Source organism: Alistipes sp. AF14-19 (assembly GCF_003461645.1).
Lineage (GTDB): Bacteria > Bacteroidota > Bacteroidia > Bacteroidales > Rikenellaceae > Alistipes > Alistipes shahii.
Genome location: NZ_QTXM01000014.1, coordinates 77,816 through 90,666, shown reverse-complemented (window position 1 = coordinate 90,666; position 12,851 = coordinate 77,816). Strand labels below are relative to the sequence as shown.

The window sequence follows — 12,851 nt, the reverse complement described above, 5'->3', positions numbered from 1 at the left end:
GGACTGCTCGGACACGGAGCCGGAATCAAGTTCCGAAACATACGAATCAAGGAGCTGCCCGCGGCGAAGACCAAAAAATAGCCCTGACCCTCTGAAAGCGAACCCGCCCGAAATTCGGGCGGGTTTTTGCGAACAGCAGGCCCGAATATCGCAAAAATTGTGTTATATTTGCAAAAAATAGGCCGGAGCGCAGCCTCCGCGCCGCCGAGTTCAGAATAAAAACCTAAAAGAAAAAACCATGCTTATCCCTTGTGCAATCGGTTACGGGCAGATCATCGTAATCGTATTGGTAGTCATCCTGCTCTTCGGAGGCAAGAAAATCCCCGAACTGATGCGCGGACTGGGCCGCGGCGTCAAAGAATTCAAGGATGCCGTCAACAAAGACTATACGGCCGAAGACAACAAACCCGGAGACAAATCCGACTCCGGAAAGACCGAGTAATCACACCTGTTCCGCGGCGGCAAACAAATGAACATGAAAAAAAAGGATCCGGAGTCGACGGAGATGACTTTTTTCGAGCACATCGACGCCCTGCGCCCGCATCTGGTGCGAGGGGTGATGGCAATCGGAGTCATCGGACTGGTGGCCTTCTTCTGCAAGAGTTTCATTATCGACACGGTGCTGTTCGGGCCACAAAGCCCGGACTTCCCCACCAACCGCATGCTGACATGGGTGGGCGCCCAGTGGGCGCATATGGCCGAATGGCTCAACAGCGTGCTCGGCACGTCGTTCGACACCGATCCGGAGACCTTCCGCATCGCCAACGACCGTTTCTCGATCATCAACACCTCGCTGTCCGGGCAGTTCAACCTCCACATGAAGATCTCGCTCCTGACGGGACTGGCAATGGCCATGCCCTACACGCTGTGGGAGTTCTGGCGCTTCGTACGCCCGGCGCTCACGCCGAAGGAGATTCAGGGAACCCACCTGTTCGTATTCTGGGTGTCGCTCTGTTTCTTCGGAGGGCTGCTGTTCGGTTATTTCGTCATGGCGCCGCTGTCGATCAACTTCTTCGCCAACTACCAGGCCAGCGAGTTCATCACCAACATGTTCGACATCAGCGACTACCTGACCACCGTCATCATCGTCTCGATAGCCTGCGCCTTCATGTTCGAACTGCCGCTGCTGATCTACTTCCTGACCCGCATGGGGCTGGTTTCGGCCGGATTCCTCCGCAAATACCGACGCCATGCGTTCGTCATACTGCTCGTCGTCGCGGCAATCATAACCCCGCCCGACATATTCAGCCTCATTCTGGTGATCCTGCCGCTATACGGACTGTATGAATTGAGCATCAAACTCGCGGAGCGGACCGAGCGCAAACACGCCGCCGAAGAGGAACAAACGACGGAAACGACGGAATAGCAGAAGACATATGGAGCGAACAAGCGAAACGAAGCCCGTCACGATCGTAGCCATCGGGGCGGGCAACCGTACCAACAAATACCTCGAATACGCGATCCGGAATCCCGACCGGCTGAAACTGGTCGGCGTAGCGGAACTCAACGACATCCGCCGCCACGCAATCGCCTCCAAATTCGGACTGAAGCCCGAAGAGTGCTTCGCCGACTACGAACGCTTTTTCGAAAACCCCGTCCCGGCCGACGCCATCCTGATCGGAACGCCCGAGAACATGCACTTCGAGCCTTGCATGAAGGCCATCGAGGCGGGTTATAACGTCCTGCTCGAAAAACCGATCGCGCAGTCGCTGCCCGAATGCTGCCGCATCGCCGAAGCGGCGCGGCGCAAAGGGGTCATCGTCGGCGTCTGCCACGTCCTGCGATACCATCCCTATTTCATCAAGATCAAGGAGATCGTCGACTCGGGCCAGCTGGGAGAGATCATATCGATCAGCCACCTCGCAGCCGTGGGGCTCGACCGAACCACACACGGATTCGTCCGCGGCATGTGGCGCCGCGAGGAGATCACCAACCCGATGCTGATTTCGAAATGCTGCCACGACATCGACTTCCTGCTGTGGCTCACCGAGGCGCGCTGCCGCAAACTATCGTCGTTCGGGTCCCTGCGCTGGTTCCGGGCCGAAAACGCCCCGAAGGGAAGCACGCCCCGGTGCATCGACTGCCCGCTGGAAAAGGAGTGCCCCTACTCGGCAGTGGACCTCTACTATAACCGGCGCGACTGGATTTCGAATTTCGACGTCCCGGAAGGCGCGACGCTCGACGAGGTCATACTCCGACAGTTGCGCACGGGCGATTACGGCCGATGCGTGTTCCGCTGCGACAACGACGTGGTGGACCACCAGATCGTATCCATGGAAATGGAAAACGACGTCACGATCTCCTTCTCGATGGATGCCTTCACCCTCGGCGACCAGCGAGAGACACACATACGGCTGACTCACGGCGAAATCGACGGTGACGAACGCATCCTGCGCGTGCGCCGATTCCGGGGCGGGGAAGAGCAGGTCTACGACTTCTCCGGCATACTCGGCAAGCCGTTCCACGCCGGAGCCGACCTAAATCTGGTCGAGGATTTCGTCGACACGATCAGCCGCAGGGAGCACCGCTTCCGCACATCAATCGGAAAATCGGTCGAAAGCCACCGGATATGCTTCGAAGCCGAGCGAAGCAGGCTATCCGGACAGACCGTAATTCTCGACCAAACGCGCTGATCGCCCCGGGCACAAACAAGCAGGCTGCAACCTCTCGGTTGCAGCCTGCTTGTTTGTCAGCGTCATTCGACCGCCAGCTCCCGGTCGATCCGGTCGGCCATGTAGCGGCAGAAACTGCGCGTATCGGCCAAGGGAGCCGACGCAGCGCCCCGCCGGTACATCGCCTTCATGTCGAGCAGCAGTCCGTAGAACAGATGCTCCCGGAAGGCGGGAATCACCCGCGGCGTCCGGTAGCCGTAGGCGGCGCCCTGCACCTCGCCGGCGCCCAACGGCGTGAAATCGTCGGCCCGGCGCTCCGCCGGCATGTCCGGAAGCGCCCCGGCGTCAGTCGCCGGGAACAGATCGCCGCCGTCGGACAGCGAACCGGACCCGTCAAACAGCGCGAAGGCGCTTCCCGAACCCGACGAAGGCTTATCTTTGACGTTGGCCGCGGCGACGGTCGATTTGAGCAGCGACTGTTGCAGATTACGGACATGGTCCGTCAGCGGTTCGCGCGAACGGAGCCGCTCCTCGAACCACGCCACGAGGTCCTTCGCCATGAGGTCGGCCGTATAAGGATCGTCGGCCTTCGAAGCCGCGAGGCCCAGCGTTCCGAGCTTTTCAAGAAGCGTGCGCGCAATCCGGCGCTGGAGGTATTCGCATGCCTGCACGCGGTTGTAAACGTTCTTCGACACCCCCTGCCGGTCGATCCAGCCGAGGTCGGCGGTCAGGGCGAGCGCCTCGCGCAGGGCGCGTCGCTGCACTTCGCGCGGCACGGCCGTGCAGGCGGGCCGGGCCGTTCCCTCGTAGACCGGATTCATATAGACGCCCCCGATGTAGCGCATCAGCTGCAAGGCGAGGGAGTTGACGCGCAGAACCATCTCCGTGAGCAGCTCCTCGCGGAACTTGTAGTCGCCGTCGCGGCCCGAAAGCCACCCGTCGCCGTGCTCGGCGACATATTTCAGATTGGCCGATTGCAGCGCCACGCTCCGGAACAGGTCGTCGCCCAGGTCTCCGGCCCCCACGCGGGGATCGTAAGTCCCGGAGGCGTACTGCGCGAAGAAACAGCGGGGGTCTCCCTCCTTCGAGGCGAGCAGGCGGCGCAGCTCCGGAACCTCGTCGTGCGGCGTCACAGCCCCCGGAACGGGCTTGTAGAGCCACTCGACGGCCAGGTAATCGTAAGGACCCAGCGCATCGGCCACGAGCTTCACACCGCGCTCCCTGTCGCCCGGCTGCGCGACGATGTTGTAGAACACGTCGTCGGTGATCGACGCCGCCAGGCCGTTTTCCCGCGTAAACGACGGCGAACGGAGCGAGTCGGTCAGATAGGCCGACGAGGCGGCGTAGTTGGGCATCACGCCGAAAGCCGAGGCCGCACGGCGGGCCACCATGGCCGTTAGGGCGTCGGCGATCTGACGCGCCGAAGGCTGCGTGGTGCGCGCCTCGGGGTCGGCGGCCGACAACGTCAGGAGCAGCTTCTTCTGAATGGCGGCCGTGAAATTGAAGGGCACGAAGATGTCGGTCCCGAGGATTTCACCGCTGCGCGGATCGACCCACGAGGCGGTGTAGAGTTCCGAATTGGAGGTTCCCGTGCGCCGCACGCAGTTGTTATAGAGGCTGTTGTCGTTGAAAGCCGGATCAGCCGGAAAAGGCTCTACCCGCACGACATCCTTGCAGCCGATCTTCGCGAAGGCATCGTTCCACAGCAGAAGCCCCCGCTCGACGGCGGCATAGGCCGAAGCGTCGAAAGCCGTGTCGACGTAAAACACCACGGGACGCACCTTCCCCGCGCTGTCGAGGATCGAACGGCGGCAGACGTAATAATCGGTTTTGGCCTCCTGCTCCCGGTCCGAGAAGCGTTTGAACGCCTTGGCCGCCAGCCCGAGCCGCTGGTCGCAGAGCCGCATCCGCCGTTCGGGATCGCCCAGCACGCGGAGCGTGCGGCGGGCGACGATCGACTGGGGCTTGTCTTTCCACAGGTCGAGCAGGCCGAGGAAGCTGACCGTCGTGCCGTAGGAAAGCTCTCCCACCACCGAAACGCACCCTTTTCCGCCCGTCACGCCGGTCAGCATCGAACGGTCCTTCTTGTAATCGGCCTTGGCCGTCATCCAGCCGCCGTAGGTGTTGCCGCCCTCGGGGTCGATCGGACGCAGGCGTTTGACGTCCCCGACGAAAAGCGCCGTGACGTCGACGACGGACGATTTCCCGTCGGGCGTGCGGGCCTTCACGGCATACGAGGCCACGATCGGACCGATGTTGCTCCGCCCGACGGCCTCACGCATCGCCGGGCTGCCGTCGACGATCACCACCGGAGCGAACTCCCGCATGCAGAGGAGCGTGTCGCTCTTCCCGCGGCCGAACTCGACCATGTAGGGCGGCACGGGCTGCTGGTGGGCCAGTCCGTCGCCGGGATCGCCCGTCCACTCGATCGTCGTGGTGATCATCAGCCCCCGGCCGAGCAGCGAATCGGGGAGTTCGAGGTAGAGTTTGTCCGCAGTCAGGTGCAGGGTCAGCCCGCCGCCGCGGACAGTCTCCACCCGCTTGTCCTTGAACAGTTTCTCGTAGGGAGTCGCCTTGGCGGCGGTATCGGCCTCCTGCTTCTTTTTCTTGTCGCGCTTCCTGTCCCCGGCTCCGGCTTCCACGGCGGCCGAACCGGCCGCCCGGACGGGCCGAGACGCCGCCGGCAGCAGCAAGATTCCCGCCAGCAGCGGAAGGAAAGCTATTTTAAACAGTTTCATCATGGTCCGGAAGATTTATTTTTTCAACGCTTTCTCGATGTTGCGCAGCAACAACTCGTAGTGCAGGCGCGCTTCGCCCGTCGCCGAAGCGCTCTTCGTGCGGAGCATCGCACGCAGTTTGAGCAGCGCGGCATAATCCCCGGCCTCGGTGTTGCGCGGGTCGTAGTAGTTCAGGCGCGGAGAGCCGTAGCCCAGCAGCGGCGCGGTGTCGACGCGGTGCGCGGCGGAGAAGGTTTCGAAGGGGTCGTGGCCGCAGCGTTCCCCGCAGGCGGTGAGCGCCGCGGTGCGGGCCGCATGCTCCCCAAGGAAGGCGGGAACGGGCATCAGTCCCTCGTCGGAGACCAGCTTCTTCTCCTCCCGCGCCCCCGTCCCGGTGTATTTCAGCCCGGCCGAAAGGCTGAGACTGCGGACGTATTCGCGCTGGAGCATCATCTCCAGTGCATCGGGCGTGCGGCCCTTCAGCGTCGAAGCCCACACGAATTCATAGACATCCCTGCGGCACTCCTCGGGCGTGTAGGCCTCCTTTTCGGCCAGCGCGGCGCTCAAAGCCACACGCGCCGGGGCGGCCACGACGACCGACACCAGCGAAGCCATGATCGACTCGGCGGGCGAACCCATCAGCGGCATGTCGCGGATCAGTTCGGCGTTGTCCAGCCACTTCATGTCCTTGAGCTGCGCGAGACAGAACAGCAGGGCTTCGCGCTGGCGTTCGCGCGGCACGCTGCGGTAGGCTTCCACGGGGTCGCCCTCCATCTTCTCGGCGAAGTAGATGCCGCCGACGTTGGCCAGCACGTGGTTCAGGTAGCGGATATACTGCGTGAGCACCTCGTCGTAGAGGGTGCGCCGCTGGGAGAAATCGGGGTCCTGGGCGCTGATCCAGGCGTTCATGTTGCCGAGAATGTATTTCAGATTGGCGATGCCGTAGCCCGAGGCCTTCACGGCGTCGTCGCCCAGATCCTCCGACTGCGAACGGGGATCGATCGAGCGGCTGAACTGCTGCTTGCCGAAACGGTAGACCGAATCGGCGGCGGCCCCGGTTATCCATTTCGAAGTGACGGCATATTCGTCGGCAGCCGTCGCAGCGTCGGGCACGGGCGTGTAGAGCCATTTCACGGCATAGTAGTCGTAGAGGCCGAAACGCGGCGGGGTGAGCTTCACGCCGCGCTCCCTATCCCCGGGCCGGGCCACGTAGTTGAAGCGAGCGTAGTCCATGATCGAGGTGGTCGTGCCGTACTTCTGCGTGAACGACGGCGAGCGGAGCGAATCGACAGGAATCACCGCCGAGGCGCTCATGTTGTGCATGTAACCCAGGCAATGGCCGACCTCGTGGGCCACGACGTAGCGCAGTCCGTCGCCGATCACCTCCTCGGGAATCGTCACGGCGCGCACGCGCTCGTCGGCCTGCGCCGTCTGGACGAACAGCCAGTTGTTCAGCAGTTTCATCACGTCGTGGTAGACATAGACCGAAGCGTTGAGTATCTCGCCGCTGCGCGGATCGACCCACGAAGGCCCCATGGCGTTGGCGATGGCGATCGGCGCGTAGCGAATGCACGAATACTTGATGTTGTCGGGATCGAATTCGGGATCGTCCTTCGGATAGGGCTTTGCGGCGATGGCGTTTTTAAATCCGATGCGCCCGAAAGGCTCGTTCCACTGGTCGACGGCCTCGAAAATATGCTTTTTCCACATCTCCGGGAATCCGTCGTCGACGTAGAAAACGATCTGTTTCTTCGGCGCGACCCGCTCGCCGCGCTTCCAGGCATCCATGTCCGACGGCTCCAGCCGCCAGCGGTGGGCGTAGTAGATCACCTTGGCACGCTGCTCGCGCTCGCTGAAAAGCACCTTGCCGGTCGGGAACACCGACATGCGGCTGTCGGTGATGCGCGGACGGTAAGGCTCGCGGGGCAGCAACACCAGCGAACGGGTCATCACGGCCGTCAGCGGCTGGTCCTTGACCAGCGTCGTGCGGCCGCGGGTGAGCGTGAAAATATAGCTCAACGTACTGCGCACCACCACATTGTCGCTGAAAGCCTTGATTTCGCCCAGCATCGAACGCTCCTTCTGAAAGGTCTTCTTCAGCTCGAAAGCCGTATAAAGTCCGTACTTCGAGAAGGGCGACATCTCCTCCACGTCGGCCACGAACAGGTCCGTGACGTTGACCACCACGGCCGTGCTGTCCCGGTTCCAGGCCTCGATCTTGTAATTGCGCAGGATGGGATCGGCCGTGTTCCGCTTCACCGCCTCAGCCAGCGCGCGGGAAGCCCCCGTCTCGTCGGTGATGTTCTCGCAGTTGACCGTACGCAGTTGGACCGAACGGTCGTTGCGCGTGAAAACCACGTGCAGCGGATAGTCCGACTTGGAGCCGGTCGTCGCCGCAGCGTTGTCCGAAACCTCCGAAATGGTCGATCCGAGCAGCATTTCGCGCCCGAAAAGCGAATCGGGAATCTCGAAATAGAGCTTCCCCTTGACGTCGTGCAGGCGGAACATGCCGTCGGCCACCGTATGTTTCTCCTTGAAGAGTTTGTCGTAATCGCTTTCCTTCGGTTTTTCGGCCGAACTCTCCGCCTTCTTCGAAGCGGAGGATTTGGGCTTCTTCGCCGTCGCCGTCGCCGCCGTGAGGCAGAGCAACAGCACCAATAGTTTTCGGATCATCTGCTGAAATTTAGAATTGTGTTCGAGGTTCTTTTCGTCCCGGTTCCTGCGACCGTTCCATAATAAAGAGGGAATTTTGCCGGAAACGACATACACGAAGGCCGAAAAAAATGGGCCGCGTCGTGTGACGCGGCCCGCTCATCCCTGATTTTCAGCGGATCAGTACATATACTCGGTTTTGGATGGGTTGCCTCCCTGCTGCGACCACGACGCGGCGCAGCCCTCGGCCGCACCCTTCACCGCGAAGACGGTGGGCTTGTCGTCCTTCATGCCGTTGACGTAGATCGTGCCGTCGTAGGAGATCGTCGGCGACGAACGCAGCTCGTCGGCCAGCTTGATCTCCGCCACGCGCGAGCCGTCCTCCGGGCGGAGTTTCACCAGTTTGCCCGTAGTCCGGTCGTTGTAATAGACGAAACCCTGATCGTCGACGGCCGGAACGCCGTTGATGTCGCCGTCGGCGGCGTGCTCCCAGCGTTTCACGCCCTGCGCGGAGATGGCCGTGACGTGGGCCGCCACGCTGCCGGTCTTCTGCGTCGCGGCGTAGACCGTGCCGTCCTCGCCCAGCGCCACGCCCATGCCCGACTGGGCGCAATCGCCCTTGACGGGACAGTACCAGTCCGGTTCGGGCGTCTGCCCGTAGACGGTCTTTGCCGGATCATAACAGTAGACGACACCCCCGCCCAGACTCTTGTCCGCACGCACGCCCTGGTTCTGGAACAGGATGTAGACCTTGCCGCCGGGACCCGACGCAGGCTGCGTGCCGTTCGGCGCCTCGCACGTAGCATCCTTGCCGCTGCCGCCGTAGTTGTGCTCGCGGCCGTTCGACTTCACGCAGGAGAATTTCCACTTGCCCGCGCCGTCGGGGAAGAAGACGCGCATGCCGTGACTGCCGCCCGTACCGGCGATCACCATGCCGTTTTTGAGCGGCAGCACGCCGCCGTAGGAGCCGCCGTTGACGTGTCGCTCGTCCACCAGGTCGCCCGACGATTTGTCGTAGACCTGGAAATTCTGATGCCCCGAAGGCACGTTGCGCGCCACAATGAAGAGATATTTCTCGGTGACGGCCGGCGAGAGTAACCGGAAGCTGGTGTTCACGCCCGTATTCACATGCCAGACCTGCGAGCCGCCCCCGGCGCCGCCGCTGACGGCGTAGAACGCGCTGCCTCCCGCACCCTTGTTCGGCTCGTTGAAGCCCGCCAGCGCGTAGACCGTGCCGTCCTCGTCGACCGAAGGCGTCGGCGACTGCACCTTGATCGAACCGCTGTTGTTCTCGGCCGACGCACCGTCCTTGCCGATGTCGAAGGCCCAGAGACGCTCGCCGGCCTTCGTGAAGCAGACCAGCGAATAACCCGTCGAAGTCACATAGACATACTCGCCGTCGGGGCTGACCGCGGGCGACGTGCCGAACACATAGGCGTCCTTCGTGTCGTCGTAGGGGTACGACCAGAGCAGGTCGAGGCTGATGGCGCCGCGGCCCACGTCGATGGTCACCGTCTTGGTGTTCCTGCCTTTCTTGTTGTCGGTCACGGTCAGCGAGACCTCCGTAGCCCCCTGCGCCGCGAAGGTGAATTCGGGGTTCTGCTTGTCGGAGGTCGTGGTTCCGAATTTCCACTCCCAGGCCACCACCTCGCCGTCCTCGTCGGTCGAACAGTCGGTGAACTGCACCGGTTCGCCCGCCACGACCTTCTCGGGCGACCACGTGAAGTCGGCCACGGGCCGGATGTTGTTGTCCACGACCCGAATGGTCTTCTCGAACGACGACTTCTTCGCCCCGCGGTCGGAGGTGACGGTCAGCTTGATGACATACTCTCCGGCCTGATCGTAGGAGATGTTCTCCGGGGTGGTTTCGTAGGAGACGACGCCCTTGCCCAGCTCCCATTTGCAGATGGCGATCAGGGCGTTTTCGGCCGTCGAAGTGTTGGTGAGCACCACCGGATCGCCCACATCGTAGGACTCCTTGTCGGTGGTGAACGAGGCGTGGACCGCCACTTCCTCGTCCGGCTGGCAGGAGACGGCCCCCATGAGGGCGAAAGCGGCCAGCATATAGATAAATCGTTTCATTTCAATCGGTTTTGAGCTTTGGTTGCAGGATTACTTGAACTCTAACACGGCCGCGATGGGATAGTGGTCCGAAATGTAGGGGACCTTCTCGTAACGCTGGTCGACGGTGGCGAAGCGCAGGGGCGTGAAGCCCGAGCTGAAGATGTGGTCGATGCGCGGGTAGTTGGTCGCCCCGCCGAAGTTGTTGAACGACGCCTTGTTGTCGGTCACGGGAGCGGTCGTGCGCGCGTCGGCCATGAACTTCTTCACGCCGTCGAAAATCGGGCTGTCGAGCATCTTGTTGAAGTCGGCGGTCAGCACCGTCGGCTGGTTGTCGGGGTTGAGCGACCGGATCTTCGCCTCGATCAGCTCCATCGACTTCTGGGCCGCCACCTGCCCCACATGGTCGATGTGAGTGTTGACGTAGAAGAACTTGCGGCCCGACTTGTAGTGGGTGAACAAGGCCCACGTGGCCGTGCGGTAGGTCGAGGCGTCCCAGCCGACCGACGGGACGTCGGGGGTGTCGGAGAGCCAGAAGGTCCCCCACTTTTCGAGCTTCACGGCATCGGCGAGGTAGTAGATGGCCATGAACTCACCGGCATTCTGGCCGTCGGTGCGGCCCACGCCGACACTCTTGTAGCCCGCGCAGTTCTCGTCCATGTAGGTCTTCTGGTCGAGCCGCGCCTCCTGCACGCCGAGCACCGTCGGCTGCTGGTCGGCGAACATCGCCGGAACGGCCTTTTTGCGGTTGTCCCAACTGTTCGCACCGTCGTCACCCGAGCTGTAACGCACATTGAACGACATGACTCTCAGCTGATTGTCCTCAAGTCCGGGATTGACCGGCTCCTCCGGTTCGTCACCGGGCTGGGGTTTGTAGAATTCCGAGTAATCGGGCTTCGGATCGCTGCACCCGGCGGCGAAAACGAAGGCGAAACTCAACGAAAACGTCAGTAAATAACGGAATATTCTCATGGTCTTGCTTTTTATTTATTCGTTGTCCCACTCGGGGTTCTGCGAGATCGTATAGCCCGCGTTCCTGTAATCGCGGATCACCTTGGCGGGAATCGGATAGAGGTACTGGCGCCCGTCGGGATACCAGTAGCGGTCACCCGCACCGGTCTTGTAGACCAGATCGTAACCCGACACGGGATTCGCCTCGGCATAAAGCCCCACGCCGTCCTGATTGACGCGGACGGCGATGTTCTTGTAGGCCGCCGGAGCCGACGCAACCTCGCCTTCGGTGAAGTAGTAGTCGTTCACGCCGTCGCCGTTGACATCGACGGGCTGCTCCAACCCGGGGATGTGAATGCCGCTCCACGGCAGGGTCTCCATCAGCGATCCGCACTTCCAGCGGCGCAGGTCGTCGAAGCGCATGCCTTCGGCGACGAGTTCTATGGCCCGCTCGCGGCGGATTTCGAGCAGCACGGGGCTGGTCACGTCCGGATAAAAGGTGCGTTGCAGGTAGCTGTCGACGGTCGTGGGCAGCGTCTCCGTGCCGCCCGTGATACCCGCGCGCTTACGCAGCGCACCGACCGTGAGCGCCCATTCGGAATCGGTGATCACCCCCAGTTCGGCCTGCGCCTCGGCGTAGTTGAGCAGCACCTCGGCATAGCGGATCAGCGGAATGCTGTTGATGTTCTTCGCACCGCCGTCGTACTTCGATTCGTCGAGCGTATACTTGATCACCTGGTAGCCCGTGAGCGAAAGGTTTTTGATGTCGGCGACCGCCGTCTTGCCGTCCCACAGGAAGTTGCGGCCGCGCACGGTCTGCTCCAGGCGCAGGTCGCGCCCCTCCATCTCCTCGGCGAAGGATTTCACGGCGTAGTCGGCGGCGGCGGTGAAGGGCGTGCCGTCCTGCTTGAGGTAGGTGTGGACGAACGAGCGGACGAGGCTCCAGCACAGTCCGTACGAGCGGGCGTTGAACCACCAGTTCTGCTCGCCGAAGATGCCGGATTTCTCGTTGGCGCAGACGGCGAGGATCACCTCCTGCGTCAGCGGCGTCTCGCTGTAAAACAGGTCGCGATAGGCGCCCTTCTTGCCCGCGGCGGTGTTGAGCGAGCAGCCGCTGTTGTCGATCACCAGCTTGGCGGCCTTGGCGGCCTCGCGATACAGCTCCTCGGGGGTTATCTCAAGCCCCGTGAGGTTGTGGTAACGGCGGTAAGCCGCTTCGAAGAGGCAGACGCGCGACTTGAGCGCGGCGGCGGCCCAGCGCGTGAGCGTCGCGCTGCCGGTCGACGAGGTGGCCTGGATGTGCTCGTAGGCGAAATCGAGGTCGGCGATCAGGTTGCGGATGATCACGTCGCGGCTGTCGCGGTCCTTGTACATCACGTCGTTCTGGTAGGACTGGATGTCGTTGGGGAACCAGGGAACTTCGCCGTAGGTGGTCAGCTTGTCGTAGTAGAACCACGCACGGAACCAACGGGCGATGCCCAGGTAGTTGTCGCGCGTTTCGGCTTCGACGGTGCAGTATTTCGGATCATTGCAGCCGTCGATGAAGTAGTTCACGTTCTTGAGCGCGCCCCAGCTCCAGCTGGTCGCCGTCTCGGTGTTGTAGGCCCCCCGCTTGATGAAGGTGTCGGTGTTGCTGACGGCCCCCACGTCGCACATCTTGTCCTGCATGAAGCCGTTCTTGAGCGTCGGCAGGGCCTTGTAAAACGAATTGGAGTAGAGTTCGAGACCCGATTTCGATCCGAAGATCATCGACTTGTCGGCTTTCACCTGCACGTTCTCCGTCAAGTCGCACGACGTGGCGAACGCAACGCAGCCCACGAGCAGACTCCATATATAGGTTGATCTTTTCATAGCACGT

The 12,851-nt window shown here is 62.1% G+C and carries 8 protein-coding genes; 3 read left to right on the top strand and 5 right to left on the bottom strand.

Annotated features, from left to right (window positions below):
- Positions 1–238 precede the first annotated feature (238 nt).
- Genes DWW03_RS12025 through DWW03_RS12015 form a run of 3 tightly spaced genes read left to right on the top strand, consistent with a single transcriptional unit; the run spans position 239 to position 2,633 of the window.
- Positions 239–442 carry a twin-arginine translocase TatA/TatE family subunit gene (locus tag DWW03_RS12025; RefSeq protein WP_022062525.1) on the top strand — a complete coding sequence of 68 codons (204 nt, stop codon included), beginning with the start codon at positions 239–241 and terminating at the stop codon, positions 440–442.
- Positions 443–469: 27 nt separating this feature from the next.
- The gene (tatC, locus tag DWW03_RS12020) at positions 470–1,366 is read left to right on the top strand and encodes a twin-arginine translocase subunit TatC (protein WP_022062524.1); all 897 of its coding nucleotides are present in this window, start codon (positions 470–472) and stop codon (positions 1,364–1,366) included.
- A gap of 10 nt (positions 1,367–1,376) precedes the next feature.
- A complete protein-coding gene (locus DWW03_RS12015; RefSeq protein WP_022062523.1) occupies positions 1,377–2,633 on the top strand; it encodes a Gfo/Idh/MocA family protein in 1,257 nt (418 codons plus the stop codon).
- A gap of 62 nt (positions 2,634–2,695) precedes the next feature.
- Here DWW03_RS12015 and DWW03_RS12010 read toward each other — a convergent pair whose 3' ends face one another.
- The 5 genes from DWW03_RS12010 to DWW03_RS11990 all read right to left on the bottom strand — a co-directional run bounded on the left by DWW03_RS12010 (position 2,696) and on the right by DWW03_RS11990 (position 12,844).
- Complete coding sequence (locus DWW03_RS12010) at positions 2,696–5,353, bottom strand: zinc-dependent metalloprotease (protein WP_022062522.1); 2,658 nt, start codon at positions 5,351–5,353, stop codon at positions 2,696–2,698.
- Positions 5,354–5,365: 12 nt separating this feature from the next.
- Positions 5,366–8,002: a zinc-dependent metalloprotease gene (locus DWW03_RS12005; protein ID WP_022062521.1), complete on the bottom strand. Its 2,637-nt coding sequence runs from the start codon at positions 8,000–8,002 to the stop codon at positions 5,366–5,368.
- A gap of 159 nt (positions 8,003–8,161) precedes the next feature.
- Positions 8,162–10,063 (bottom strand): PKD domain-containing protein, encoded by a 1,902-nt coding sequence (locus DWW03_RS12000; RefSeq protein ID WP_118406796.1) that lies wholly within the window; start codon positions 10,061–10,063, stop codon positions 8,162–8,164.
- Positions 10,064–10,093: 30 nt separating this feature from the next.
- Entirely contained in the window at positions 10,094–11,014 is a 921-nt protein-coding gene (locus DWW03_RS11995) for an endonuclease/exonuclease/phosphatase family protein (protein ID WP_015547250.1), read from the bottom strand.
- 15 nt (positions 11,015–11,029) lie between these two features.
- Positions 11,030–12,844 (bottom strand): RagB/SusD family nutrient uptake outer membrane protein, encoded by a 1,815-nt coding sequence (locus tag DWW03_RS11990; protein ID WP_022062518.1) that lies wholly within the window; start codon positions 12,842–12,844, stop codon positions 11,030–11,032.
- Positions 12,845–12,851: the final 7 nt, after the last annotated feature.